Annotated in this window: 25 protein-coding genes and 1 tRNA gene; 20 read left to right on the top strand and 6 right to left on the bottom strand. The window is 32.2% G+C overall.

The features are described 5' to 3' along the window. Positions 1–5: 5 nt before the first annotated feature. The gene (locus tag AC13CQ_RS12155; protein WP_474507144.1) at positions 6–2,279 is read right to left on the bottom strand and encodes a TonB-dependent receptor; all 2,274 of its coding nucleotides are present in this window, start codon (positions 2,277–2,279) and stop codon (positions 6–8) included. Between the two features lie 76 nt (positions 2,280–2,355). On the opposite strand from AC13CQ_RS12155, the gene AC13CQ_RS12160 reads away from it, so the two are divergent. Genes AC13CQ_RS12160 through AC13CQ_RS12170 form a run of 3 tightly spaced genes read left to right on the top strand, consistent with a single transcriptional unit; the run spans position 2,356 to position 5,719 of the window. Next, positions 2,356–3,009, top strand: coding sequence for a metal-dependent transcriptional regulator (locus AC13CQ_RS12160; RefSeq protein WP_474507145.1), 654 nt, complete (start codon positions 2,356–2,358; stop codon positions 3,007–3,009). Between the two features lies 1 nt (position 3,010). Next, on the top strand, positions 3,011–4,885 hold the full coding sequence (locus AC13CQ_RS12165; protein WP_456867945.1) for an Nramp family divalent metal transporter: 1,875 nt from the start codon (positions 3,011–3,013) through the stop codon (positions 4,883–4,885). A gap of 9 nt (positions 4,886–4,894) precedes the next feature. Then, on the top strand, positions 4,895–5,719 hold the full coding sequence (locus tag AC13CQ_RS12170; RefSeq protein WP_008611203.1) for a ZIP family metal transporter: 825 nt from the start codon (positions 4,895–4,897) through the stop codon (positions 5,717–5,719). A gap of 47 nt (positions 5,720–5,766) precedes the next feature. Here AC13CQ_RS12170 and AC13CQ_RS12175 read toward each other — a convergent pair whose 3' ends face one another. The 4 genes from AC13CQ_RS12175 to AC13CQ_RS12190 form a co-directional block, all read right to left on the bottom strand. Beyond that, on the bottom strand, positions 5,767–6,216 hold the full coding sequence (locus tag AC13CQ_RS12175) for a YybH family protein (protein ID WP_008611205.1): 450 nt from the start codon (positions 6,214–6,216) through the stop codon (positions 5,767–5,769). 305 nt (positions 6,217–6,521) lie between these two features. Next, on the bottom strand, positions 6,522–7,034 hold the full coding sequence (locus tag AC13CQ_RS12180; RefSeq protein WP_474507146.1) for a DUF6155 family protein: 513 nt from the start codon (positions 7,032–7,034) through the stop codon (positions 6,522–6,524). A gap of 160 nt (positions 7,035–7,194) precedes the next feature. Beyond that, positions 7,195–9,294 carry a ferrous iron transport protein B gene (gene feoB, locus AC13CQ_RS12185; protein WP_335587133.1) on the bottom strand — a complete coding sequence of 700 codons (2,100 nt, stop codon included), beginning with the start codon at positions 9,292–9,294 and terminating at the stop codon, positions 7,195–7,197. Beyond that, a complete protein-coding gene (locus tag AC13CQ_RS12190; RefSeq protein WP_040879490.1) occupies positions 9,291–9,533 on the bottom strand; it encodes a FeoA family protein in 243 nt (80 codons plus the stop codon). The genes feoB and AC13CQ_RS12190 overlap by 4 nt, the downstream gene beginning before the upstream one ends. Positions 9,534–9,609: 76 nt before the next feature. On the opposite strand from AC13CQ_RS12190, the gene AC13CQ_RS12195 reads away from it, so the two are divergent. Together AC13CQ_RS12195 and AC13CQ_RS12200 are read left to right on the top strand one after the other, a co-directional pair. Beyond that, positions 9,610–9,735, top strand: coding sequence for a hypothetical protein (locus AC13CQ_RS12195; protein ID WP_456867948.1), 126 nt, complete (start codon positions 9,610–9,612; stop codon positions 9,733–9,735). Between the two features lie 132 nt (positions 9,736–9,867). Beyond that, the gene (locus AC13CQ_RS12200) at positions 9,868–10,002 is read left to right on the top strand and encodes a hypothetical protein (protein WP_482882923.1); all 135 of its coding nucleotides are present in this window, start codon (positions 9,868–9,870) and stop codon (positions 10,000–10,002) included. A 1,139-nt stretch (positions 10,003–11,141) separates the two neighbouring features. On the opposite strand, the gene AC13CQ_RS12205 is transcribed toward AC13CQ_RS12200, so the two are convergent. Next, positions 11,142–11,822, bottom strand: a complete 681-nt coding sequence (locus AC13CQ_RS12205) for an SCO family protein (RefSeq protein ID WP_474507610.1) — start codon at positions 11,820–11,822, stop codon at positions 11,142–11,144. 158 nt (positions 11,823–11,980) lie between these two features. Here AC13CQ_RS12205 and rseP point away from each other — a divergent pair, with 158 nt between their 5' ends. The 15 genes from rseP to AC13CQ_RS12280 all read left to right on the top strand — a co-directional run bounded on the left by rseP (position 11,981) and on the right by AC13CQ_RS12280 (position 26,597). Then, a complete protein-coding gene (gene rseP / locus AC13CQ_RS12210; RefSeq protein ID WP_417198146.1) occupies positions 11,981–13,306 on the top strand; it encodes an RIP metalloprotease RseP in 1,326 nt (441 codons plus the stop codon). A 124-nt stretch (positions 13,307–13,430) separates the two neighbouring features. Then, positions 13,431–13,504: transfer RNA gene (locus AC13CQ_RS12215), tRNA-Asn, on the top strand. 229 nt (positions 13,505–13,733) lie between these two features. Continuing rightward, positions 13,734–14,948 (top strand): site-specific integrase, encoded by a 1,215-nt coding sequence (locus AC13CQ_RS12220; protein ID WP_335587132.1) that lies wholly within the window; start codon positions 13,734–13,736, stop codon positions 14,946–14,948. A 68-nt stretch (positions 14,949–15,016) separates the two neighbouring features. Continuing rightward, positions 15,017–16,105, top strand: a complete 1,089-nt coding sequence (locus tag AC13CQ_RS12225; protein WP_335587131.1) for a hypothetical protein — start codon at positions 15,017–15,019, stop codon at positions 16,103–16,105. Positions 16,106–16,367: 262 nt separating this feature from the next. Further along, positions 16,368–16,715 carry a hypothetical protein gene (locus AC13CQ_RS12230; protein ID WP_335587130.1) on the top strand — a complete coding sequence of 116 codons (348 nt, stop codon included), beginning with the start codon at positions 16,368–16,370 and terminating at the stop codon, positions 16,713–16,715. Positions 16,716–16,795: 80 nt separating this feature from the next. Then, positions 16,796–17,686, top strand: coding sequence for an AAA family ATPase (locus AC13CQ_RS12235; RefSeq protein ID WP_335587129.1), 891 nt, complete (start codon positions 16,796–16,798; stop codon positions 17,684–17,686). Continuing rightward, positions 17,670–18,644: a DUF3871 family protein gene (locus AC13CQ_RS12240; protein ID WP_335587128.1), complete on the top strand. Its 975-nt coding sequence runs from the start codon at positions 17,670–17,672 to the stop codon at positions 18,642–18,644. Before AC13CQ_RS12235 ends, AC13CQ_RS12240 begins: the two co-directional genes overlap by 17 nt. A gap of 22 nt (positions 18,645–18,666) precedes the next feature. Then, the gene (locus AC13CQ_RS12245) at positions 18,667–18,918 is read left to right on the top strand and encodes a hypothetical protein (protein WP_335587127.1); all 252 of its coding nucleotides are present in this window, start codon (positions 18,667–18,669) and stop codon (positions 18,916–18,918) included. A 348-nt stretch (positions 18,919–19,266) separates the two neighbouring features. Next, on the top strand, positions 19,267–20,685 hold the full coding sequence (locus AC13CQ_RS12250) for a hypothetical protein (protein ID WP_335587126.1): 1,419 nt from the start codon (positions 19,267–19,269) through the stop codon (positions 20,683–20,685). Positions 20,686–20,687: 2 nt separating this feature from the next. Then, complete coding sequence (locus tag AC13CQ_RS12255) at positions 20,688–21,335, top strand: NUMOD1 domain-containing DNA-binding protein (protein ID WP_335587125.1); 648 nt, start codon at positions 20,688–20,690, stop codon at positions 21,333–21,335. Positions 21,336–21,626: 291 nt separating this feature from the next. After that, positions 21,627–21,992 carry a hypothetical protein gene (locus AC13CQ_RS12260; RefSeq protein ID WP_335587124.1) on the top strand — a complete coding sequence of 122 codons (366 nt, stop codon included), beginning with the start codon at positions 21,627–21,629 and terminating at the stop codon, positions 21,990–21,992. A gap of 99 nt (positions 21,993–22,091) precedes the next feature. After that, entirely contained in the window at positions 22,092–23,657 is a 1,566-nt protein-coding gene (locus AC13CQ_RS12265) for a type I restriction-modification system subunit M (RefSeq protein WP_335587123.1), read from the top strand. Between the two features lies 1 nt (position 23,658). Next, a complete protein-coding gene (locus tag AC13CQ_RS12270; RefSeq protein WP_335587122.1) occupies positions 23,659–24,855 on the top strand; it encodes a restriction endonuclease subunit S in 1,197 nt (398 codons plus the stop codon). A gap of 19 nt (positions 24,856–24,874) precedes the next feature. Further along, positions 24,875–26,068, top strand: a complete 1,194-nt coding sequence (locus AC13CQ_RS12275; RefSeq protein ID WP_335587121.1) for a PDDEXK-like family protein — start codon at positions 24,875–24,877, stop codon at positions 26,066–26,068. Next, complete coding sequence (locus tag AC13CQ_RS12280; protein ID WP_335587120.1) at positions 26,055–26,597, top strand: hypothetical protein; 543 nt, start codon at positions 26,055–26,057, stop codon at positions 26,595–26,597. Before AC13CQ_RS12275 ends, AC13CQ_RS12280 begins: the two co-directional genes overlap by 14 nt. Positions 26,598–26,634 lie beyond the last annotated feature (37 nt).

The following is a 26,634-nucleotide window of genomic DNA, read 5'->3' on the forward strand; positions in this document are numbered from 1 at the left end:
ACCTTTTAATCCAACTGATAACGAACTCCTACAAAACCTCGAATCCCTTGGTTTGGTCCATACACATAGGAAGGATCAAATGTAAGTGCATACGGATTATTGGGAGTTGCTTGCGCATTCCCTTGTGCATCAAAAATTACATTTTTATCAAAAGGGTCGTTAGCACGAGCTATTATAAATGGATTTCCTTTGTTTGGTGTCCAATTCAATAAATTTTTTACACCTCCATATATTTCGAAGTTTTTAAATCCATCATAAGTAAATTGTATGTTTTGAATACTCCAAACAGGAGAATACTCTTTTCGAGGATCCAACTCCCCTAAGAGAGGTAATCGCATCGGGCCATAAATATTTCCAGTATAATCTATATTTAAATTCCAAGGCACTATTTTATATGATATTCCCCATGTTCCAGAAAACTGTTCTGTTAGAATTTGCCGAGTGGTAATTCCATTTTCTGTTTGCGAAACATTCATAAAAGTCCCTCCTAAATTTATTTTTATTCCATTGCAGAAAACCATATCCACATTTGCACTTACCCCTGTACTCACTGCATATCCGTCCAAATTATCATATATAATTTCATTCGGATTAGTATCATAATCTGGTAAAATCATATTTGTAAAATAGGTATACCATGCCGACATATCCAAACCAATAAAACTATTGTTTTGTGTGTAAATTTTCTTCAAGTAATTAATATTAACATTATAGGATTTTTCTGGCTTTAATTCTTCTTCAATAACTACATCTCGAGCCCCAGTGAGGGCAGCATGATCTTCAGTAAAAAGATTAACTACTCTAAATCCAGTCCCAGCATTGAGTCGCAAAATATCATTTTCAGAAAGACTCCACTTATAAGCCATCCTCGGTGTAAAAATATTTCCATGACGCTTATCATAATCGTAACGCATTCCTAAAAGAAGGGTATGTTTTTTATTAAATTTTACTTCATCTTGAATAAAAATACTTGGAATAGTAACTTCATCTGGATTATTTTTATCCATTTCTGCTGTTGCAGCAGTATTATCATCGTAGAAATTATAGCGCAAAGCTGCACCAAAAAGTAAATCGTGTTTATTTATTTTTTTATCCCAAGTAAGCTGCCCAAATCCAATCCGTTGATCTGCCAAATAGGGAACATCTCCGTAAACCGAATTCTGATTATGGTCTGTATATGAAAAAGTAAAAAGGAAGTTTTCTTTAAAAGGAAGTTGATATTTTCCAAGAAATTCCCATCTAGACGTATAGATACTTTCTCCATAAATTTCATCACCTCCTCTATATTCTGGAGTCCATTGCAATTCTCCTCCCCATCTATCTTCATAAAAATAACGTGATGCTAAAGAGAATAAACGGTTATCTTTTCTCTTAAAATCCCACTTTTGAAATAAAGAAATACGATTCTGCAAAGTAAGATCAGTAAAATTATCGTTGTTATTGTCTATAGTCTGATTAAAATTAAAGTAATTAGCTCCAAATAAAAAGGAAGTTTTTTTACCTAACAAGGCTCTGTATCCAACATCCAAATTAAATTCTCCCCAAGAAGAAACAAAAGTATCTACCGTAAGTTTTGGGGCATATTGTGGAGTTTTTGTAATTATATTTATGAGCCCCCCAACCGCTTCGCTCCCATATAAAGAAGAAGCTGGTCCTTTAATAATTTCCATTCTTTCAATCAAAGAATTTGGAATTCCAGAAAGTCCATACACCGTTGATAATCCGCTTACAATAGGCATTCCATCAATTAAAACCATTGTATAAGGACCTTCTAATCCGTTTATATGAATATCTCCAGTATTACAAATATTACAATTAAGCTGTGGACGGACTCCATTTACGTTCTGCAAAGCTTCAAAAACATTTGCAGTAGGATTTTTTTTAAAAAATGCAGGCTTATATACCTCTACAGGCACTGGCGTTTCCATCCTACTTACAGGTTTCAAAGTTCCAGTAATTACAACCTCCTCCAAACTAGAATTTTCGTGCAATATAAAATTTACAGTTAGCGAATTTTCCTTCACATTAATTTTTTTGCTTTCCGTAGAAAAACCAGTATAAGAAGCTACAATTATATGTTCTCCATTACTGATATTATTAATTTCAAAAACTCCATTCTCATCGGTTGATGTTCCATTTTGCGTTCCTTTTATATACACATTCGCATAAGCTAACGGACTCCCACCTGAAGTAACAACACCTTTTACTTGTTGAGAAAATACCGAATCAAATGAAATCAAGGCTATTAATAGTACTAAATATTTATTATTAATTTTCATCTAAAATAATTTTTAGACAAATCTAAAAATTTGTTTTTAAATAATAAAATGTATTTTTGTACAAACTAAAAATAGCATGACGCTTTCAGAAGAAGATTATATTAAAGCCATATATCATTTATCAAAAGATGAGCAAAAAGGAGTTTCTACCAATGCCATAGCGGCACAAATGGACACCAAAGCATCATCTGTTACTGATATGATAAAAAGGTTAGCAGAAAAAAAAGTGGTTCATTATAAAAAATACCAAGGAGCTAGATTAACAGAAGAAGGAAAAGCATATGCGGCAAAAATTATACGTAAACATAGGCTATGGGAGTTTTTTTTAGTTGAAAAACTTAATTTTTCTTGGGATGAAGTTCATGATATTGCAGAAGAATTAGAGCATATAAAAAGTGATAAACTTATTGAGAAACTAGATACTTTTTTAGATTATCCTAGAATAGATCCACATGGCGATCCAATTCCAGACAGTAATGGAAACATTAAAAAAGTGGAAAAAACACTCCTTTGTTCAATAAAAAAAGGAAAAAAAGGAATTGTGGTAGGAGTGAAAGATTCTTCTTCAGAGTTTTTAAGATATCTCGACAAACTAAACATTGCGTTAGGAGAAGAAATTACGGTATTAAACAAGGAACCTTTTGACAACTCAGTGCTAATAAAACTCAATGATTCTGAGATTAATATCTCCGCTATGACTGCCAATAATATCTTCCTGAAAACTAATTAATATGTCTAAGGAGAGTCACCATTCATTGGATGAAGTCCATGAAAGTATTAATACTACTTCCCAAAAATCTCTTTGGAAACGTATCCTTTCATTCTTTGGACCAGCCTATTTAATAAGTGTTGGTTATATGGATCCTGGAAATTGGGCTACCGATATAGCAGGAGGAAGTCAATTTGGATATTCCTTACTTTGGGTGTTATTAATGTCTAATATTATGGCATTATTACTGCAAAGTTTAAGTGCACGTTTAGGAATTGTTAGAGGTAAAGATTTGGCTCAAGCCTCTAAAGAGAGTTATCCAAAATTTATAAACTACATTCTTTATTTTTTAGCTGAAATTGCCATAGCGGCAACAGATTTAGCAGAAGTACTTGGAATGGCAATTGGTTTACAGCTGTTATTTGACATTCCATTACTCTGGGGTGTCTGTTTTACCATGCTTGATACCTTCTTGTTACTTTTTTTAATAAATAAAGGTATTCGGAAAATGGAAGCCTTTATTATTGCACTAATAAGTATTATAGGACTCTCTTTTCTTTTTGAAATGTTTTTTGCAAAGCCAGATTTTACAGCTGTAGCCTCTGGATTAATTCCATCTATTCCAGACAGTGACGCTTTATATATTGCTATTGGAATTATTGGTGCTACAGTAATGCCTCACAATTTATATTTACATTCGTCTTTAGTACAAACTAGAAAATTTAATAGGGATTTTAAAAGCATAAAGCAGGCAATTAAGTACAATTTAATCGACTCGACAATTGCTTTAAACCTTGCTTTTTTTGTGAATGCTGCTATTTTGATCCTTGCTGCCGCCACATTCTATAAAAATGGGATGTTTCAAATTGCAGAAATTCAAGATGCACATAAATTATTAGCACCATTATTAGGTTCTAAATGGGCACCAATCCTTTTTGCTCTTGCATTAATTGCTGCCGGACAAAGCTCTACCGTTACTGGAACACTAGCGGGACAAATTGTAATGGAAGGGTATTTAAATCTGAGAATTCAACCTTGGGTACGAAGAATTATAACGAGAATTCTAGCTATAGTACCTGCGGTATTAACCATTTTAATTTTAGGAGAAGGAGCAACAGGAAAACTTCTCGTTTTTAGTCAGGTTATTTTAAGCTTACAATTAGGCTTTGCCGTTATTCCTCTCATACATTTTGTAAGTAATAAAAAATTAATGGGAAAATTTGCCATTAAAACACCTATTAAAATTATTTCTTGGATAATTGCTTTGGTCATTATTTCTTTAAATATAAAACTCGTTTACAACGAAGTTTCTAAATGGCTACTCACTAGCCAACACCCTCTATGGATCTGGGTAGTTATAATTCCTCTAGCTATTGGAGCTATTGCGCTGCTTTTTTATATTTTATTTTATCCCACTCATAAAGAACGGAAAGAAAAACATGTTCCTCATATTGATAAAGTTCAATTTAATAAACTCCCTACTGCACATGATTATACAAACATTGCAATTGCAATTGATTTTTCTGAGGCTGATAAAAAAGGGATTGATATGGCTCTAAAATTAGGTAAGAATAATGCTGAATACACACTAATTCATATTGTAGAAACTGCTGGAGCTTTAATTTACGGTAAAGAGATTAACGACCATGAAGCAGCAACCGACAAGGAATACTTAGAGTCTTATCAAAAAATATTAATAGCACAAGGCTATAAAGTCGATATAAAATTGGATTTTGGGAGTCCAAAAAAGCAAATCCCAAAAATTATAAATAACGGAAATTACAATCTTCTCATTATGGGAACTCATGGTCATGAATTTTTTAAAGACTTAATTTTCGGAACAACGATTGACAAAGTACGTCATCGAGTAAAAACACCAGTATTAATTGTAAAATAACCAATCCTTATGTTTAACGATATTGTAAATTATTTAAGAGAAATAGATCCTACTTTAGCTGCTTTTTATGCAACCCTTTTTACTTGGGGACTTACAGCAATAGGTGCTTCTCTCGTTTTTTTCTTTAAAAAAATGAATCGGAAACTCTTTGATGGAATGTTAGGGTTTACGGGAGGTGTAATGGTTGCCGCTAGTTTCTGGAGCTTATTAGCACCAGGAATTGAAATGAGCCCTGGAGAAGGATTTATAAAAACCATCCCGGCAGTTACTGGCTTTGGATTAGGAGCTTTATTTATCTTCGCCTTAGATAAAATACTACCTCATTTACATGTTAATTTTAAAATGAGCGAAAAAGAAGGTATTAAAACCCCTTGGCATAAATCTGTATTACTTACACTTGCTATTACCATGCATAATATTCCTGAAGGATTAGCAATTGGAGTTTTATTTGGGGGTGTTGCCGCTGGAATTCCAGAAGCTTCTATTGAAGGTGCTGTTATTTTAGCACTTGGTATTGGAATTCAGAATTTTCCTGAAGGTTTTGCTGTAGCTATGCCCTTGCGAGGCTTAGGTTTAAGTAGATGGAAAAGCTTTAACTACGGACAATTATCGGCTATTGTAGAGCCTATTGCTGCTGTTCTCGGCGCATGGGCAGTACTTACCTTTGAGCCAATTTTACCATATGCACTCTGCTTTGCTGCTGGTGCAATGATTTTTGTAGTGGTAGAAGAAGTAGTTCCAGAATCTCAACAAGCAAACCATACCGATATCTCTACCTTAGGTTTTATTGGTGGTTTTATTGTAATGATGACTTTAGACGTGGCATTGGGTTAATTTTACCCAATAATAAATACTAAAATTGATACTTGAACGAAATTTTTTTAGTTTGCAGACGATGTATGGTCGCTTATTATAACCCATTGTCCATCAAACTTACGCCATACCAATGTAAAATAACCACTTAAATCGCCTATAGTTCTTTTTAAATAAAAGGATCCTATCATTTGCGCTACCCCGTCTTTTACTTGTTGTAGTTTAATTACTTCAAAAGTTAATTTCCCCATTGCAGTAGTATCTGGGTAACTTTTTAGGTAGCGCTCTTTTGTTGCCTCCCATCCAAATACAGCCCCCGAGGAACCTGAAAAGGCTAAATCTTCAGATTTCCAATACCCTTCCATAAATGCTGGGATATCTCCTCGATTCCAAGCTAGTTCTTGCTGATTAAAAACCTCTAAAATTTCAGATTTATTAATATCCGAAAGCTTTTCTTGTGCTGTAATAATTCCTAAAGAAAAACAAAAAAATAGTAGCGTATTGTATAGTTTTTTCATTCGAAAAATTTTAAGTTAATTTTCAATATTTTATATAATTAAGCGCTAGTGTCTGAACAAAGATACAAGACCGCTTCGCTGTATAATAAAAGACCAAACTGTAATGACCATAAAATCTTGCTTTCTTAAAAACCTTCACTTTCTTTATCCTTTTGTAAAGGTTATTATTTTAGTCATTGCAAGCCTCTCAAAGAGAGTTTTATCAGTATAAATTTAAAGGAACAAAATATGAATTATTATCCAAAGTAAAGTTACTTTAATAATCCTCAGGCTAAGATTTATGGAATTAGACTTTCCACGAAGAATCAATCTACTAAATCAAGAGAAGCTTCAATGATGTGTAGCGATGACCATTGCTGGCTTTTTGCTTCTTGATAAATAGCAACTAACCTTTCTTTATAATCGCTCATGAGTCCGTGTTGCATGGTATATTTAACAGCTTCATCAAAAGACTTTGCCATACTCTTATAAAAAGCATCACTTTTAAGCATTTTTTCTTTATTAAAAGTTTGAGCTATTTCAATGTTAAACCACATTACATCTGCAACTAGAATTGAATTAACTCCCAACTCTAAAAAATGTTTTATATATTTTTGAGCGATGGAACGTCTGGCTTTTGGTTTTCTTCTAGTTACTGGGAAATACTCGTTAGCAATTTTTGTTTTTGCTTCGTCAATTAATTTATCTTCTTTCGGATTAAAAACAAAATCATAATACACTTTTACGTCTTTAAAGCGAGTATATAAATCTAAAACTTGTGCCTCAAGTTCTTTCTTTTTTAAAGTTTGAAGATACTTTTTTAAATCGCGTTTCGACATATATTAATGGCAGTTACAATCTCCTTCCCCGCAGTTTCCGTTATTATTTTTCCCTAATAAGGAATTAAGTGTTTTAGGGAATATAAATTTAAGCGTTAAATATGCAACAGCTAAAATTAAGATGATATAAACTATAATACTTTGAAAATCCATTCTAAAACTATTTAATTAATTGATACGCAATTAGCGCTACAACATAAGCAAATCCACTCATAAATATTAACTGAGCGGCAGGCCATTTCCAACTATTTGTTTCTCGTTTTACAATAGCAAGTGTACTCATACATTGCATTGCAAAGGCATAAAACAATAGTAACGAAATTCCAGAAGCTAAATTAAACAGCGGCGCTCCTGTTTCGGGATGCGTTTCTGATGCCATTCTGTTTTTTATAGTCTCTTCTTCGTCACTTCCAACGCTATAAATTGTTGCTAATGTTCCTACAAAAACTTCTCTAGCTGCAAACGAACTGATTACTGCTATTCCTATTTTCCAATCGTATCCTAAGGGTAAAATAGCAGGTTCTATTGCTTTTCCAGCAATCCCAATATAAGAATTTCGTAATTTATAAGACGCTATTTTTGTAGAAAGTTCGTCCTCCGATAAATGTTGAGACTCGCTTTGCGCAGTAATTATCTCTGCTGCATTATGGAACTTCTCTGAAGGACCATTGGAAGCTAGAAACCATAAAACTATAGAAATGGCTAAAATAATTTTACCTGCGCCAAACACAAAGCTTTTTGTTTTTTCCACCACCGTAATAACTACATTTTTTAACAACGGAAGCTTATAACTTGGCATTTCTACCACAAAGAAAGTTCTACTTTTTATTTTTAAAATTTTATTTAAGAGCCATGCAGAAAAAACGGCCATTCCAAAACCTAATAAATATAGCAACATCAAGGTAAAACCTTGCAGATTCATCCCTAAAAAACGATCGTTTGGAATAACCAATGAGATAATAATTAGATATACAGGGAGCCTAGCAGAACAGGTTGTAAAAGGAGTTACCAAAATAGTAATAAGGCGCTCTTTCCAGTTCTCTATATTTCTGGTAGCCATTACCGCTGGAATAGCACAAGCAGTTCCAGAAATTAAAGGCACCACACTCTTCCCACTTAGCCCAAACTTACGCATTATTCTATCCATTAAAAATACAACGCGACTCATATATCCAGATTCTTCTAGGATGGAAATAAAGAGAAATAAAAAGGCTATTTGTGGAATGAAAATCACAATTCCTCCAAGTCCAGGAATAATACCTTCAGCAATTAAATTGGTTAACGTCCCCGGTGGTAAGGTTTCTTTTGCCCACTCACTAAACGATGCAAAAGTAGCATCAATAAAATCCATTGGATAGCTACTCCAATCGTAAATAGCTTGAAAAATAGTAAGAAGTATTAAAAAGAAAATTACATATCCCCATATTTTATGGGTTAAAATTCTATCTAAAGAAGCACGAAACCCTTTAGCAGCATTTTCATCAACTTTATAACCTTCTTTTAAAACTCCATTTATAAATTGGTATCGCAACACCGTTTCTTTGTGTTGCATTCTTTTTAATTCTGATTTAGATTTTGTGGAAAAAGCAGAAGTATCTTTCACTAAATTCCTATCTAAATTAACAAAGTTAGCATCTTGAGTAATTACCAACCATAATTTATAAATATCCTGTTGTGGGAAAGCCGACTTTAATCCGCCGAAATATTCAGAATCTATAACCGTTGCATCTACGCAAGGTTCTGTAGATATATTTTTATAGTTTGTAATTAATTCTTTTAGATTATCTATCCCTTGCTTTTTACGTGTACTTACAACAGCAACCTTGGTATTTAATCTCTTTTCAAGAATTTCTTGGTCTATAGAAATCCCTCTCCGCTCCATTCTATCTGCCATATTAACAACTAGAATAGTCGGTATTTTTAAATCTTTAATTTGTGTAAAAAGAAGTAAATTTCTTTTAAGGTTTTCAACGTCTGTAACAACAATAGCAACATCTGGAAAGTCTTTGTCGTTTTTATTCAGCAACAATTCTATAACTACATTTTCGTCAAGAGAATTGGCGTTTAAACTATACGTTCCTGGTAAATCTATAATATGAGCTTTTACGCCTCTCGGAAGTTTACAAACCCCTTCCTTTTTTTCAACCGTAATTCCTGGGTAATTCCCTACTTTTTGATTTAATCCTGTTAACTGATTAAATACTGAAGTCTTTCCTGTATTTGGATTCCCTATGAGGGCAACATTAATCTGCTTACTCATATGGCATTGTTTTCAATAATGTCTATTTCTATCTGAAGCGCAGTTTCTCGACGAATTGCCAAAAACGAACCATTTATGTTTAAATACAAAGGGTCTTTAAAAGGCGCTATTTGGAGCAGTTCAACTTCATTCCCCGGCAAACAACCCATTTCAAGGAGCTTAATTGGGATAATATCTGTAGAAAATTCTTTTATAATGGCGCGTTCGCCTCGTTTTAAATGTGCAATTGTCAACTTCAAACCTTATTTAGATTCATTTTAAGTAAGCAAAAGTAATATAAAAATTAGGTTTGAAGAAATTATTTAATAGATGTTTATGACGATTGGCAAGAAAACAGTAGGCAGTAGGCAGTGTTCAGAAGACGGAAGTCCGAAGTCGGAAGACAGAATGCAGTGTTCAGAAGACAGAAGACAGAAGACAGAAGGTAAAAAACTTCCCTGAAACATCGTAACAACATAACTCGATAACTTCTTAACTTTTTGATTCAAAGTTGCAAAGAGGCAAAGGTTCAAAGGGACAAAGGGACAAAGGGACAAAGTTATAAATATGCTAATTTGGAAATGAGGAAATGAAATGAAGACGGAAGTCGGGAGTTGGGAGACAGAATGCAGTGTTCAGAAGACAGAAGACAGAAGACAGAAGACAGAAGACAGAAGACAGAAGACAGAAGACAGAAGACAGAAGACAGAAGGTAAAAAACTTCCCTGAAACATCGTAACAACATAACTGGATAACTTCTTAACTTTTTGATTCAAAGTTGCAAAGAGGCAAAGGTTCAAAGGTACAAAGGGACAAAGCTATAAATTTGGAAATGAGGAAATGAAATAAAGACGGAAGTCGGGAGTTGGGAGACAGAAAACAGAAGACAGAAGGTAAAAAACTTTCCTAAAAACATGCTCTAAGCTATTTGCTGTCCTCTCTTTACTCCCGACTTCTTCAATTTTTCAATACAAAGAAAAATATTCAGTTGGCAGTTTTTTCTTTATAAACTTCTGTCTTCGGACTTCTGACTTCACAGATCTATATTCTCTTCTCTTTATTCTTATTAGCTTCGGTCTTCCGTCTTCCGACCTCTTTCAATCCTTCAATCTTTAAATTTTTCAATAAAAAGAAAAGTGTTCAGTAAGCAGTTTCTTCTTTGTAACAGCGTAACTCCATAACAGCGTAACTTTTTGACTCAAAGAGGCTAAGGTTCAAAGAGACAGAGGGGCAAAGTTATAAATATGCTAATTTGGAAATGAGGAAATGAAATAAAGACGGAAGTCGGGAGTTGGGAGACAGAATGCAGTGTTCAGAAGACAGAAGGTAAAAAACTTCCCTGAAACATCGTAACAACACAACTCGATAACTTTTTGACTCAAAGAGGCAAAGGTTCAAAGGGACAGAGGGGCAAAGTTATAAATATGCTAATTTGGAAATGAGGAAATGAAATGAAGACGGAAGTCCGAAGTAGGGAGTCGTTGTATTCAGTAAGATGTAGGATTTAGGGAGTTTTTTTCTTTGTAACAGCGTAACTCCATAACAGCGTAACTTTTTGACTCAAAGGTGCAGAGAGGCTAAGTTATGATTGTATAAATTGTCGAATTTTTTATTGTTTATGGTAAACTAAAGATTCTCAAAAGAATAAGGATACAAATCTATATTCCCTTCTCTGTATTCTTATTAGCTTCCGACTTCGGTCTTCCGTCTTCCGACCTCTTTCAATCCTTCAATCTTTAAATTTTTCAATAAAAAAAGGATTCAGTAAGCAGTTTTTTTCTTTGTAACATCGTAACAACATAACTCGATAACTTCTTAACTTTTCACTTTACAAACTCTCCACTCCCACCTTTCAACTCAAAAAAAACCTAAGAACCAGATTTATACTCATTTTTTAGCACTTCAATATCGTGTAGGAGTTGTTGGATATCTTCTTCTTTAGTGCCATCGTAAAAACCACGAATTCGTTTCTCTTTATCAACTAAAATAAAGTTTTCGGTATGAATCATATCAAAAGGGCCGCCATCTCCAACAGTTTTAACAGCCAAATAACTTTTACGAGCAAGGTTATAAATCTGTTTTTTATCTCCAGTAACCATATTCCATTTACTGTCAACAACCCCTTTTTCTTCTGCATACGCTTTGAGTCGCGGTACAGAATCTATAACAGGCGTAACCGAGTGAGAAAGCAACATCACCTCGGGATCGTTTATAATTTTTTCCTGAATTCTAACCATATTATCGGTCATCATTGGACAGATAGAAAGACAAGTAGTAAAAAAGAAATCGGCTACATAAATTTTATCTTTATAATTGGCTTCCGTAATAGTATCTCCATTTTGATTTATCAATTTAAAAGGAGCAATTTTATGATACTTCCTAATGTATTGCACACTAGTGTCCACCAATTCCGCATTCACCATAGAAGGTTCGTAAATAGCCAAACGCTCCTTTGGTTTTAGGGCTTGGTAAATTAAACTGATAATAATTACCGAAAGTACAAAAAGGGTAATAAATAAGTATTTGAATTTGCTAAAGAATTGTAGCATCTTGTTACATTTAATGTGCTTGCAAAAATACAACAATAGGCAGGAAAAATGAGCTTTTTATCTTAAAACCATCATAAAAACTTAGGCATACTTCATTTTGATTGTGCTATATAGAAGTAAAACGTTACTTTTGTCCGATTGAAAATGAAACCTAATTTATGAGTCCAATTTTAGTTAAGGCTATTCAACTTTTTTTAAGTTTATCTATACTTATTATTTTACATGAGCTTGGTCATTTTATTCCAGCCAAAATCTTTAAAACTCGTGTTGAGAAATTCTTTTTATTCTTTGATGTAAAATTCGCTTTATTCAAAAAGAAAATAGGCGAAACCGAATATGGTATCGGGTGGCTTCCATTGGGAGGTTATGTTAAAATTTCGGGAATGATAGATGAGAGCATGGACAAGGAGCAGATGGCACAACCACCTCAACCATGGGAATTCCGTTCCAAACCAGCTTGGCAACGTTTAATTATTATGTTAGGCGGGGTTACTGTAAACCTTTTACTTGGTTTCTTTATCTATGCCATGGTATTATATGCTTGGGGAAGTAATGAAGTTTCTCAAAATGTTTTTCCAAATGGATTTGCAGTTGCAGATCAAATAGAGCAATATGGATTTAAAGATGGAGACAAAATATTAAAAATTGATGGCAAAGCTCCTGAAAATATACTAGATATAAGCAGATTGGTTGTTGTTAGAGGCATTGAAAATATAGAAGTAAAGCATCCTAACGGCAAAACTGAAACTTTAAGTTTGCCCGATACCTTAGGCACCTATTTATACAAACAAGGAGTTTTAAAACCTTTTACACCCCGTACAGCTCCAATTTTAGATAGTATATTTCCCGATAGACCTGCTGCTATGGCTGGACTGCAAACTAACGACAGAATTGTTTCTGTAGATGGTAATGCTATTACTTTTGCTGATGAATTTTCCGACAAGCTAAAAAATGCAAACGGGAAGGCTTTAAGTCTTGTTGTTGAAAGAAATAAAATTACCGACACCATATCGGTTACTCCAGAAGAAGATAATACTATTGGAATTTCCTATGGATATTCTTTAACTGAAAAAGATATTACCAAGAAAACATATAGCTTAGCGGAAGCTATTCCTGCAGGAATTAACTACGGATATTGGACCTTAAGAGATTATATAAGCTCCATGAAGTTTCTTTTTACCAAAAAAGGAGCTACAGAAGTAGGTGGATTTGGAACCATTGCGAAGCTTTTTCCTGAGACATGGGACTGGCAAGGATTCTGGCTTTCTACCGCCTTTATATCTATAATTCTGGCATTTATGAACATTTTACCAATTCCAGCACTCGATGGAGGACATGTAATGTTCTTATTATATGAAATGATTACGGGAAGAAAACCAAGTGAAAAATTCTTAGAATATGCACAAATGATTGGTTTCTTTATATTAATTGCATTACTTTTGTACGCCAACGGAAACGACCTTTATAAGGCGATTTTCAAATAAAATAAAAAAGTTTATTTTTTGTTTGGTGTAAAGAAAAAAACATATATATTTGCATCCGCAAAACAGGAATAAAAAGCTTCTCAAGCAAGCATCTATAAAGGCTTAGAAGTATTTAAATATAAATTCCTCCTTAGCTCAGTTGGTTAGAGCATCTGACTGTTAATCAGAGGGTCCTTGGTTCGAGCCCAAGAGGGGGAGCAAAATTAGAATCCAGTCTACAAAATAGGCTGGATTTTTTGCTTTTATAAGCTTTTGTAATGCAGGTTTAACTACATTAACTGCATTTTACGTATTTCCACTAAAAAGTCAACTTGTTAAGTTTTTTGAGAGAAATTAGGTTTCTAATTAGGTTCCCAAAAAAATATATTGGGTTCCCATTATCAAAACTGAATTGTATGCCAATTGTTCAACTTAAAACGAATTGGTTATGCATCAAGAAAAATTATCAATCCTTTATGTAGTTAGTAAAACTAAAACAAACAAGAGAGGTGTCTGCCCTATCATTTGCAGAATTACATTTAAGAAGAAAAGAAAGCCATTTAATACTGGATTATTTGTAAATCCTGATGATTGGAATTCCAAAAAACAGCTAGCAGTATCTAATAGCAAAAACAACTCCATTCTTAATGCAGAATTAGCACTGATTAAATCTAAACTTGAAAAAGCATATCTAAAACTTCAATTAGAAGATAATGACTTTACAGTTAATGATATTCTGCTAAAATATCTAAACAAGAATGTAAAAAAAGAAGATGGTGTTGTTAGTTATTTCAAAAAATACTTAGCTAAACAAGAAAAACTTATCGGTAAGGATATAAAAAGAGCTACTTGGAATAAATTCAATTATGTCTGCAACCATGTAGCTTCATTCATACAAAACGAATATAAAAAGAATGACTATCCACTTAATAAACTTAATCAGCAGTTTTTAGATGATTTAGAATACTATCTGAAAATAGAAAAGAACCAAGCTCAGATAACAATAAACAAGTCTATACAGCGCTTTAGGAAGCCTATTAAAATAGCTGTATCAGAAGGCTACTTAGACAAAGATCCGTTTATGCTACACAAACCAAAGAAAGTAACTAAAAGCGTCGTTTTCTTAAACCAGAAGGAATTAGAAAAAATAGAAAATCATAGCTTCCATCAAAGTAGATTAGAATTTGTACGAGATTTATTCATCTTCTGTTGCTACACTGGTTTAGCCTATAATGAAATGAGTCGACTAGAAAATAGGCATATAATTAATGGGTTTGATGGAAACAAGTGGATTCAGATGAAAAGAGAAAAAACAGGAAAAGACATAGCTGTTCCTTTACTCCCAAAGGCTTGCAATATTATGGTAAAGTATGATTCTGGATATAAAAATAAATATGTATTCCCTAAAATCAGTAATCAGAAAATCAATTCATATCTAAAAGAGATTGCAGTAATTATTGGTATTGATAAAAGAGTAACCCATCATACCGCTAGAAAAACCTTTGCTTCTACAGTACTTCTTTACAACAATGTACCCATGGAAATAGTATCTGAATTATTGGGACATTCAAGCATGAGTATTACTGAAGATTATTATGGAAAAATAGTTAAAAAGAAAGTAAGTGAAGAAATCAACATTTTAATGAAAAAATTAAATAAATAAACCAAATACGGAAAACCGTAAATATAAAACTCAATAAATCATTATTTTTAAATCAAACTAATACTACTATGAGATTATTTAAATTATTAACTACACTTTTAATTATAGGACTATATCTATCTTGTTCAAATGAAAATAACTCCAAAGAAGAACATAAAATATGGAGGGCTGAGGAATATTCTTTTACTTCAATAAATCAAATGAACAGTTTTTTAGATGGAGATTTAAATAAAAAGCAACCTTTAGTATATATATACGATATATCTGGAAACTTAATCGAACTTCACAAATATGATTATAAAGGGAGAATCTCAAATTCAATAATTTACGAATATGATTCCTTTGGTAATAGAATAAAATTTAACCGAAAGGATTCTAATATTTTTGGTAAATATGAACACACCTCCGGAATTAGCAAAATAGACAACAATAGAGTGATCGAAGAGTCTTTTATTAATAAAAATGGCGATATATATTTAACTGCGTACTATAATTACTTTAAAGATAGTATAAATATAACTGGCAGAAGGTTTAACGACAACATACCCTACACTCCTGATTTTGAAATCTTTCCTGACAACAATAATTTACAATTGAGATATGGATATAATTATTCAAATCAGAATAGTATAAATTTGCAAATATCGAAATATGTTTTTAACAAAAAAGGCTTGTTAGATTCTGTATACTATAGTTCAGGTAATAGTTTCGGTAAAAGATTTGGAACTCAATATAAGTATGAGTACAATAAAAAAAATCAATGGATTAAAAAATTTGAAATACGATTAAATAAAGAGCCTATTGAATATAAAAGGCGAGATAAAACAATTTTAATAACTGATACTATTAAGAGTATTAAATATAGAAAAATTATTAATTACCCAAATGAAATTGAAAATGACAGTAAGTTTGTGGGCGCTTGGAATGATTATAAATCTAATGATTGGATAGTTTTTTCTTTGGACGGAAAATTTGAGATTGGTAATTCTGATAGAATAGAGTATCAAGGAGAATGGAAATTAGACTCAGACTATCCTTCAATAACCATACAAGAAGAATATCCGAAAAAATATGCATATAAGTTTACAAATAAGCAAAACTTGATTTTGTATAATTTTGAAAACGGGAAAGAGATAAGTGTTTTAACAAGAAAATAAACCCATATACTTACAGACAATTGATCTATTAATTTAGCATCCTGCTTTAGAACAAGAGTTTTAGGCAAAAACTATTAATTTTTATTATTAATTACCACAAACAGAGTATATTAAAGACAGATACAGAAAACCCTACACGAAATAGACTCTCTTTTTTGGATTTACAATCTGTATAAACGAGTAACAATCCATACATCACCCCCCCTGCTTTAGTAATTGGGGGGACACCCCCGTCATTGTATAACTTATAACTTTTAAAATTATGGTAACCGTAAAAGATTTTAAGACCATCACCAAAAGTGAAGGTGAGAGTTTCTATGCTTTAATACTTCAAGGAGGTGTTGAACCTGTTAAAAGTGAAAAAACAGGAAGGATTTATTTTACTGCTAGAACAAGCACAGTTCCTACAACTTTTGATAAAGAAACATGCAAAAATTTAGTAGGCACTCAGTTTAATGGAGAAATTAGACGAATAGATTGCGAACCCTATCAATATGTAATTGAAGATAGCGGAGAGGTATTACAGCTTACCCATCGCTGGGAGTATGTTGATGAGAATTTAGAAGTCTTAAATCAACATGTTATGAATGCTAATGAAAAAATTATCTAACTAAAACTTAATATAACAGATTTAAAGAGTTCCTATTATGGAGCTCTTTTTTTGTTATATGGTTAATAAAAAATAGAATTATGAAATTACAAGTAGCTCAAAGAGAAATAATTAAACTTAGAATAGGTCTTTCTGGAGCATCAGGGTTTGGCAAGACGTATTCCGCATTACTATTAGCCTATGGCATAACAAACGATTGGACTAAAATAGCCATAATAGATACAGAAAACAACAGTGCTAATTTATATGCAAATCTGGGCGATTTTAATGTTTTACAATTAAATGAACCATATAGCCCAGAACGGTATATTCAAGCCATTAGAGCCTGTGAAAATGCTAAAATGGAGGTTATTATTATTGATAGCATAACACACGAATGGCAAGGCAAAGGAGGATGTTTGGAAATTCATGAAAAATTGGGAGGTCGGTTCCAAGATTGGGCTAAAATAACCCCTCGCCATACTGCTTTTATAGATGCAATTTTACAATCTAAATGTCATGTAATTACAACTGTTCGTAGAAAAATAGATTATTCAATGGAATCAGATATGAATGGTAAAACAAAAGTAGTAAAACATGGTACTAAAGAAATAACAAGAGAAGGATTTGAATATGAACTTACGGTAAACTTAGAACTGATTAATGATAAACACTTAGCTAAAGCATCAAAAGACAGAACTGGTCTATTTATGAATAAACCTGAGTTTGTTATTAACTCCACAACTGGGAAGAAATTAGTGGAATGGGGCCAAGGCATATATTCTATAGATAAGATAAAAGATGAAATTAATGAATGTACTACTATTGAAGGCTTACGTCACCTTTACAATAAATATCATTTTATTAAGTCACAAATTCAACCTCTTATAATAGAGAAAAAAACTGAGTTAGAAAACATCAAAACTCACTTATTAAACGATTCAGAAGTATTAAATCACCAAAAAAATAAAAAAAATGGAAATCATAACTAACAACCATGTAATTAGAGACGAGGAAGTTTTATCTATAAATGAGAATAAACAATTTATAGGAGCAAATACAGTTGAAGTAACATTAAATCATTTAAAAAACGATTGTATTATCCCAGTATTTAGTAAGGATAACGAAACCACAATAAGCCATTATGAATTTATTAATGAAACTCAAAACATAGTTGAGGATTTACTTCCTGAATTTACTCCAAACAAGCCTAATATCAGAGTTTCTCATATGATTAAGGGAAGAATACCGTCTGCCATAGGAAAGCCCGTAAAAGAGCTCGTAGAGCATGAAAAAACCATTTATTATGAAAGATGTGCTTTCCTAATTGAAATACCTCAAATACAGACTAAGATACAAAACAACACCCTTTCTTTAACTGTAGGTGGAGTGCGATCTTTAAATCAAGAGAATCTTTATAGTAAAAAAACAGTTGAGAAATTTAAAGTTTTTATAGGGTTTCAAAACAAAGTGTGCACAAACCTATGTGTAAGCACAGATGGTTTATGTAATGAAATTAGAATTTCTTCTATTTCAGAATTACATACAGGCATTTTAAACTTATTTAAAGAATACAATCAGCAAGAGCAAATAGAAGCTCTCAACAATATGAGCTCACACTCTCTTTCTGAAAAGCAGTTTGCCCACCTTATAGGTAGATTAAGGATGTACCAACATTTACCAAAAAACGAACAGTGCGGCATATTCCCTGTACTATTAAACGACTCACAGATTAACAATGTAGTTAAAGAATATTATAATTGTTCAAATTTCAGTAGAAATTCTAATGGAGATATCAACCTATGGCGGTTATATAATTTATTAACCGAGGCAAATAAATCCAGTTATATAGATAGTTTCTTAGAACGATCGGTAAACTCTTTCGAGCTAGTCCAAAACATAGGTGTTTCATTAAAAAACGGAACACCAAATTGGTTTTTAAATAATTAATTTATTCATATTTCTACAGTTTATGAATGAGAAGCAATGGGCTGATTTGTTAAAATATGCTTCCCCATATAGTATTCTTGTAGTTACCTTTTACGGTCGAATTATAGAGCTAAAATGTCCGTTTAAGGTTGAATTGAAATACAATATTGCCACAATGAAAGAGGGAGAATTAGTATCTGTAGAGCAAGTAAAAATAAGTAGCTCTTTAATAACAGTTTATATAATTCACGGGGAAGCATATTACTACTATCATTTCAATATTATAATCGAATAATGAGGTTAAATCTATTATCTATATATAAGTAGATACTTAAAAGTAATTATTTATTTAATAAATAACCCTTTATAACAGCAGTAAAATAAGGGCTCAACACAACTTGAGCTCTTATTTATTTAAAAAAGTAATATTTTTTTTGGTTATTAAAAAAATTATTCTTTCTTTTGCAAAAATTCAAATGAAGCTAAGGACATTAAATTACAAAATTCTTCAAATTATATTATAAAAATTTAAGCTTCAAACAAAATTCCATAAAGGACATATTTTGATATGCCTATATACTAACATATAATTCTAGATATGTATAGTAAATAGGTAAAAGGACATTAATTATATTATAAATAAATGTATTATAATAATATTAAACTGGTAACTAGTATTAGTACAATTACTACTAACTATGTTACCCCTTTATCTACAGATATATTAACAACAGAAAACCCTTTTACAGCAAGGGTTTTAAGAGTATTTTACGGAAAATTTTTAAGTCTTTTTAATGACACTTTTCCGACTCCGTTATGCAGAGCTAAAACCATTTCAATTCCTAGAGGAGTTAAAAGAGCAATAGAAAGATTACCAAAGAATATCCTCAACAGGATAGATAAGAATAAGGATATAGCTGTTGAAAAATGCTTAATTATGGTATCAAACTTAACATCCACTATCTTTAAAGAGAATGATGAAGGGTATAAATGTCTATCTTCTAAAATTCTACATAAACAATTAAAAAAAGGGAATAAGAATACGTATAACTATACTCATGTTTTAAATGCATTAATGTATGGAGCTTACCCCATAATAGAGTGTAAAAGAAATAAAAAAAATCGTGAAACATACCAATCTGGAGTAGCTTCAAAACAATACAAACTAACAGATAAATTTCATGAAAAAGATTTAACAACATATAAATTAAAAAACCCTGATTCCATTAGCAAAAGGAAGCAGTTAATTCTTGAAAAACAAAAAGAGGCTAAAAAAAATCCTATTGGCAAGAATTTATTATCAGTATATGGGAGAATTACAATTCCATCTAATGAAGAAATTATTAAGCATGGAAAAGAGTTAATAAAGCAAGGGTATAAAACTAAAAAAGGTAAACAACTATCATCCTTGAATAAAAAACCTAAGAAGCACTATAAAGATAGAGAAAATAGAAGCTTTATTGAAGATAGTATAAAGAAGTTCAAACACTTAACTTCACATGGATATATGACTCCAATTATTGGAGACTCTAAATCAGGGGGAAGAGTGTTTGATAGCTTTAATCTTATGCCTTCCTGGATAAGAGAATTGTGTTTAATTGACGGAGAAAAGATAGTAGAGTTAGATTTTACTGCATTACATCCAAATATTGCTATATCCATCTATGGGGGTAAAATAAAATATCTAACTCATCAGGATGTTGCAAAATCATTGGGAAAAGAAATTAAAGAAGTTAAAAGAGAGCATTTAGCCTTTTTTAATAAAAATCCAAAGCATATGAAAAAAAGCATTCTATTTAATTACTATAAAAAGAATGAACCAAAAATGCTTAATAAAATCTTACAAGATAAAACTCGAAACGGCTATAAGAGCACTTCTAGGCTGCTATTTAAGAAAGAGGTGGATATCATGTCAGAGGTAATAGAAAAGCTCAACAGAGAGGATATATATGTTCTTTATGTCTATGATGCACTGTACTGTAAAGAGAGTGATTCTGATAGAGTTAAGGAAGTAATGGACAAGACTAGAAAAGACCATGGAGTCTTTACATGTGTAAAATAAAAATGAATCAAAAAATTATATATAAGGTAATAAATACTAAGAATAATAAAATATATATAGGTGCTACAACGGTCAGTTTAGAATCAAGGAAATACGACCATTTATTAAAAGCTAGAATTAATAAAGGAAGTATCTTACATAAAGCAATAGCTACATTTAAACCAGAGGACTTTAATTGGGTACAGTTAGACACCGCAAGTAATAATAATGAATTAGCAGAAAAAGAGAAACAGTATATTCTTAAGTATAATTCAAAAGAAGATGGATATAATGCCGATTCAGGTGGTGGTATTAAAAAAACCGTTTATCAGTACAGCAAAAAAGGTGAATTATTAGCAGAATATGATTGTTTAGAAAGTGCGGCAAATGCAGTTAATGTGCACAAAAACTCAATAAGCAATACCTGTTTAGGGCAGAATAAAACTTGCACAGGATTTTATTGGAGTTATAAATTGTATGAAAAATATCCCATTATTTTGGATTTCAGGAAAAAGAAAGTTCTCCAAATAGATTTAAAAGATAAAATAGTTAACGAATTTGACTCTGTATCAGAAGCCAGCAGGGTAACAGGAATATCTAAAACCTGTATTGCAAGAGTCTGTAGGTCTGAAAGGAAACAAACGAGCGGATACAAATTTAAATATAAATAGAATTAAGAGGGGTAGCAGAAATGCTACTCCTTTTCTTTTAGAACTAAGCAACAGCATATTTAATATTTAAAACATAAATTCTATTATTTATAATGCTATATTATATTTTTAGAAAAATTCTACATTTTAACACCTCTAAACTGAGTTCTAAAAGCTTTTATTTTAGCATTGAAGATTATTATTCACAATTTAATTATTGCTTTTATAAGGGGTTAAATAATAGCATTACGGTTTTCCGTAAGTCTTTTTTATAAGAGTTAAGTAGTTTTGATATCTATAAACTACAACCCTATGAAAAACATAATCCTAACTGTCTTTTTGCTGTTATTAACCTACGGAACTCAGGCACAATCTTGCGATGAATTAATGGAATTTGTAAAATCTGAAAGCTATGGTTCAACTTATAATAGCCCTAGTAGTACGGCAATTTCCAAGGTTACATTTTACACTACCACCATAGATTATCAAACTTATTATTTTGCTATTGTATGTTTTAAAAAGAATGAATACTCTTATAATTGTAGCGAGTACTTATACCAAGTAGCTTCTAATACAAAACTTAATTACTCTTACGATTACCTCAACAGTGCAGGAAAAGCATTTTGGAAACACATCCAGCCTTATAATGAAAATTTAGGGTGTGCACCCGACTTTTAACCGATGTCTTATTTTAACCATTTTATATATCCTTACATTCATACCTAGAATAAATCATTTGTTTATTTTTACATTTCGTGCTTAAACTAAATACCAAAAATGTCTGAAGATCATAAAAAACTACTCGAACAACAATTGTGGAATATCGCCAATACCCTCCGTGGGAAAATGGGAGCAGATGAGTTTAGAGACTACATCTTAGGCTTTATATTTTACAAATACCTATCGGAAAAACAATACATATATGCCAATTACTTATTAGAGGGAGAAGAAGAAACCGATTACCATAAAGTAACCGATGCAGATACTTTGGATGCTATTATGGACGAATCTCTTAATAAACTAGGCTATTTTTTAAAACCTAACGAGCTTTTTCATACCATTGCTGCCAAAGGAAATACAAAAAATGAAGGGCAAAGCAGTTTTATTCTAGAAGATTTAGAGCGTATTCTTAACAGTATCGAGCAAAGTACCATGGGTACAGAAAGTGAAGACGATTTTGTTAAGCTCTTTGAAGATTTAGATTTAGGAAGCACCAAACTTGGAAGAACGGTAGAGGCTAGAAACGAGCTAATTGCTAAAGTCTTGTTTCATTTAAATAAAATAGATTTTAAGCTCGAAGATACCGATGCCGATGTTTTAGGAGATGCTTATGAGTATTTAATTGCTCAATTTGCTTCTGGAGCAGGAAAAAAAGCAGGGGAATTTTATACTCCTCAGCAGGTATCTACCATTTTAGCAAAATTAGTTACCGCTGGTAAAAAAAGACTTAAAAGTGTGTACGATCCAACCTGTGGGAGTGGATCTTTACTGCTACGAGTGGCAAAAGAGGTAGAAGATATAGATGAGTTTTACGGACAAGAACTCAACCGTACTACTTACAACTTGGCTCGTATGAATATGATTTTACACGATGTACACTACCGCCAATTCGATTTAAAACAAGAAGACACCCTAGAGAACCCACAACACCTCGACCAACGGTTTGAAGCCATTGTAGCCAACCCGCCGTTTTCTGCTAAATGGAAAGGAAAAGACAACCCTTTAAACAACAACGACGAACGGTTTTCTCAATACGGAAAGTTAGCCCCTAGCAGTAAGGCAGATTTTGCTTTTGTACAACATATGATTCACCAATTGGCAGACAATGGCACCATGGCTTGTGTGCTACCACACGGTGTATTATTTAGAGGAGCTGCAGAAGGACACATACGAGAATACCTTATAAAAAACCTAAACTACCTCGATGCTGTAATAGGCTTGCCTGCCAATATATTTTACGGAACAAGCATTCCTACCTGTATTTTAGTATTGAGTAAATGCCGTACAGAAACCGAAAATGTACTGTTTATAGATGCCTCTCAGCATTTTGAAAAGGTAGGAAACCAAAACCAGCTACGAGGAGAAGATATCGATAAAATTATAGATACTTATAAAGAAAGAACCACTACCGATAAATACAGTTATGTAGCTACTTTAGAAGAAATTGCAGAGAACGACTACAATTTAAACATCCCACGGTATGTAGATACTTTTGAAGAAGAAGAGCCAGTAGACCTACAAGCGGTAGCACAGCAATTACAAGCTTTAGAAGGAAATATACAAGCTGTAGACAAAGAAATAGCCGCATTTTGTAAAGAGCTAGCAATAGAAAAACCTTTTTAAGATGAAGGAAAAAAAATTAGTACCCACCTTGCGGTTTCCTGAGTTTGAAGGAGAATGGAAGAAAAAAGCAATAAATAAAATAGCTTCAGTAGTAGGTGGTGGCACACCTTCAACTTCAAATAAAGAATACTGGAATGGAAACATTAATTGGTTTACCCCAACAGAAATAAAACATAATTACGTAGAATCCAGTACAAGAAAAATAAGTGAATTAGGTTTAAAAAAATCCTCTGCAACTTTATTACCAAAAGGAACAATACTATTAACTACAAGGGCTACTATTGGCGAAGTTTCAATTGCCAATAAAGAATGTACAACAAATCAAGGATTTCAATCTTTAATAGTTAATAAACTTAATTCAATCTATTTTGTCTTTAATTTAATAAAAAACAATAAAAAGCAACTTTATAAAAGAGCAAATGGATCTACATTTTCTGAAATTAGTAAAAAAGAAGTCGAAAAAATAAAAGTTTTAATCCCCTCCCTCCCTGAGCAACAAAAAATAGCTTCCTTTTTAACATCGGTAGATGAAAAAATACGCTTGTTAACCGAGAAAAAAGCATTGTTGGAGCAGTACAAAAAAGGAGTGATGCAGCAACTATTTAGTCAGCAACTCCGCTTTAAAGACGACAATGGCAAAGATTTCCCAGATTGGGAAGAGAAGAGATTGGGGGAGATTGGAGACATTGTTACTGGGAAAACTCCCAAAACATCCGATAAAGCCTTATGGAATGGTAATATAGCTTTTATAACTCCTACAGATATTGGAATGAATAAATATCAATTATTGGTAAACAGAACAGTTAAGGATAATAAAAAAATAAAAATCTTACCAGTAGGTACAGTAGTATATACTTGTATCGCTTCAATAGGTAAAATATCTATTACTACTCAGCCCTCAATTACTAATCAACAGATAAACTCAGTCATAGTGAATAAACAGGTGCTTTCTGAATTCTTATATTATTCACTATTAAAAATGACACCTAAAATAAAGGCTACACTATCAAATAATACTTTACCAATTATAAATAAAACAGAATTTTCAACATTTAAAATTTCTCTCCCATCCAAAAAAGAACAAACCAAGATAGCAGACTTTTTAAGCAGTATCGATACCAAAATAGAAAAGGTAGCTACACAGCTACAACACACCCAGCAATTTAAAAAAGGCTTGTTGCAGCAATTGTTTGTGTAAAATGGAGAAAACAACAACTATGAAAATATTACTAGAAAAAGTAGGGACAGTACTTAAACAACAAGAAGCCTCAAGAATAGCCAAAGGAGAAACCTTTAATATCTTTTCTATTCTAAAAATGGAAAGAGCAGAAGTAAATACACACTCTGCTTTTCTAGCCGAGCTACTCAACCCAAAAGGTTCTCACCTAATGGGCGGTGTTTTTTTAGAGGCTTTTCTGTCGGTTATTAATCATCCTACAGCAATAGACATTCCTACCGCCAAAGTGTTTGTAGAATACTACATAGGCATGGTTAAAGAAACCACAGGCGGTCGTATCGATATTCTTATAAAAGATGGTAAAGGAACTTGTATCACTATAGAAAACAAAATAGATGCAGGAGACCAAAACAACCAATTAGTTCGGTATAAAAATTATAATACTGAAAAGAACACTGTTTATTACCTCAATATAGATGGTAAAGACCCTAGCAATAGCAGTAAAGGAGGGTTGGAAACAGGAAACGATTTCTCCATTATTAGTTACAGAGACGAGATTATAGCATGGCTACAGCAATGTTTATACATTTCCGCAGAGCAACCCCTACTTAGAGAGAGCATTAAACAATACTTATTGTTAATTAAAAAAATAACAAATACTTTGGATAATACACAGGAAAAAGAAGTCACAAATCTTATAATAAACCACCTAGAAGAAGCGGAACAAATTACTGTTAAATACAACAAGGTTTTAGAAGAAATAAGAGAAAATTTTAGAACTAAATTAAATACTTATTTAAAAAATCTACAGGAAACAGGGGAGTTATTAGAAGAGTTTGAGCCAATAGAGAAACATAAAAATGTTAATGATAGTTATTCAGGAATTTGGATACCTTTAAAAGAGAATCCTAAAAAAATGTTTGGCATAAGTAGTTTTAGCGGCAAAGGGCATGTAAATGGAAATTTCTTTATTGGTTTGTACGACCAGTTAAATAAAGAAAAATACCCTGTAGAAAATTACAACACCATTACTACTAATCCAGACTGGGTGCACCATCAGTTACTTACATATACTTTTAATGAAGATTCTGAGTATATAATAAACCTTGGAGATAAAAAGTTTATAAAGTACATCGCAGAAGATGCTAACTTAGAAAGTGTTTTAAAAGAAGTAGAATCACAAGTAAAAATCTTTATAAAAGAGCATATAAAATATCTAAATGGAAGTAAATGATAATGATACTTTTTTAAACAATGAAGTTTGGGTGTTAACATTTGGAGCTGCCTTTCAGCGAGCCAATATTTATAATAAAACAGCTACACAAGCTCAAAAGAAACAGTTTAAAAATGAACTCAGGTTTTATATTGAAAAGCTCGTTTTAGAAGAATACCACAAGGAAGGTATTACCGATGAAGCCCATATAAACAACATAAACTCAATAGTAAACTATACAATTAACTATAATAAAGAAAACAATATTTTAAGTAATGGAAAGTTAAACTTTGGAGTTAGTCAAAAGCTATTAAATTTATATTTAAAATATAAATGGTGCTTAAAAGAGATTCCTACACCACCACATTTTCCTGTAGATAGAAGGATACAATCTATTCTTAAAATGAAAAAGATTGCTTCTTGGACACAAATGAGCGATTCAAAAGAATACGAAAAAATTATAGCAGCAGTTAGGGACTTGGCAAAGACGGAAGAACTTTCGGTTGCACACTATGAGTTAAAATATTTTCAAAGAAGTCAGAATATCTAAACAACCAAAAAGTTCCCAATATTTAAAAAGACTGCTG

This window comes from Galbibacter sp. L-19, from assembly GCF_056857615.1.

Excerpts from the sequence above, each read along its gene's own strand:
- AC13CQ_RS12165 (WP_456867945.1), top strand. The coding sequence starts at position 3,011 with ATGTCTAAGGAGAGTCACCATTCATTGGATGAAGTCCATGAAAGTATT.
- AC13CQ_RS12160 (WP_474507145.1), top strand. The coding sequence starts at position 2,356 with ATGACGCTTTCAGAAGAAGATTATATTAAAGCCATATATCATTTATCA.
- AC13CQ_RS12265 (WP_335587123.1), top strand. The coding sequence starts at position 22,092 with ATGTCTGAAGATCATAAAAAACTACTCGAACAACAATTGTGGAATATC.
- AC13CQ_RS12230 (WP_335587130.1), top strand. The coding sequence starts at position 16,368 with ATGGTAACCGTAAAAGATTTTAAGACCATCACCAAAAGTGAAGGTGAG.
- AC13CQ_RS12175 (WP_008611205.1), bottom strand. The coding sequence starts at position 6,216 with ATGAAAAAACTATACAATACGCTACTATTTTTTTGTTTTTCTTTAGGA.
- AC13CQ_RS12280 (WP_335587120.1), top strand. The coding sequence starts at position 26,055 with ATGGAAGTAAATGATAATGATACTTTTTTAAACAATGAAGTTTGGGTG.
- AC13CQ_RS12180 (WP_474507146.1), bottom strand. The coding sequence starts at position 7,034 with ATGTCGAAACGCGATTTAAAAAAGTATCTTCAAACTTTAAAAAAGAAA.
- AC13CQ_RS12225 (WP_335587131.1), top strand. The coding sequence starts at position 15,017 with ATGAGATTATTTAAATTATTAACTACACTTTTAATTATAGGACTATAT.
- AC13CQ_RS12245 (WP_335587127.1), top strand. The coding sequence starts at position 18,667 with ATGAATGAGAAGCAATGGGCTGATTTGTTAAAATATGCTTCCCCATAT.
- AC13CQ_RS12260 (WP_335587124.1), top strand. The coding sequence starts at position 21,627 with ATGAAAAACATAATCCTAACTGTCTTTTTGCTGTTATTAACCTACGGA.
- AC13CQ_RS12250 (WP_335587126.1), top strand. The coding sequence starts at position 19,267 with ATGTATTATAATAATATTAAACTGGTAACTAGTATTAGTACAATTACT.
- AC13CQ_RS12235 (WP_335587129.1), top strand. The coding sequence starts at position 16,796 with ATGAAATTACAAGTAGCTCAAAGAGAAATAATTAAACTTAGAATAGGT.
- AC13CQ_RS12255 (WP_335587125.1), top strand. The coding sequence starts at position 20,688 with ATGAATCAAAAAATTATATATAAGGTAATAAATACTAAGAATAATAAA.
- feoB (WP_335587133.1), bottom strand. The coding sequence starts at position 9,294 with ATGAGTAAGCAGATTAATGTTGCCCTCATAGGGAATCCAAATACAGGA.
- AC13CQ_RS12155 (WP_474507144.1), bottom strand. The coding sequence starts at position 2,279 with ATGAAAATTAATAATAAATATTTAGTACTATTAATAGCCTTGATTTCA.
- AC13CQ_RS12195 (WP_456867948.1), top strand. The coding sequence starts at position 9,610 with ATGACGATTGGCAAGAAAACAGTAGGCAGTAGGCAGTGTTCAGAAGAC.
- AC13CQ_RS12205 (WP_474507610.1), bottom strand. The coding sequence starts at position 11,822 with ATGCTACAATTCTTTAGCAAATTCAAATACTTATTTATTACCCTTTTT.
- AC13CQ_RS12240 (WP_335587128.1), top strand. The coding sequence starts at position 17,670 with ATGGAAATCATAACTAACAACCATGTAATTAGAGACGAGGAAGTTTTA.
- AC13CQ_RS12200 (WP_482882923.1), top strand. The coding sequence starts at position 9,868 with ATGAAGACGGAAGTCGGGAGTTGGGAGACAGAATGCAGTGTTCAGAAG.
- AC13CQ_RS12275 (WP_335587121.1), top strand. The coding sequence starts at position 24,875 with ATGAAAATATTACTAGAAAAAGTAGGGACAGTACTTAAACAACAAGAA.
- AC13CQ_RS12170 (WP_008611203.1), top strand. The coding sequence starts at position 4,895 with ATGTTTAACGATATTGTAAATTATTTAAGAGAAATAGATCCTACTTTA.
- AC13CQ_RS12270 (WP_335587122.1), top strand. The coding sequence starts at position 23,659 with ATGAAGGAAAAAAAATTAGTACCCACCTTGCGGTTTCCTGAGTTTGAA.
- AC13CQ_RS12220 (WP_335587132.1), top strand. The coding sequence starts at position 13,734 with ATGCATCAAGAAAAATTATCAATCCTTTATGTAGTTAGTAAAACTAAA.
- rseP (WP_417198146.1), top strand. The coding sequence starts at position 11,981 with ATGAGTCCAATTTTAGTTAAGGCTATTCAACTTTTTTTAAGTTTATCT.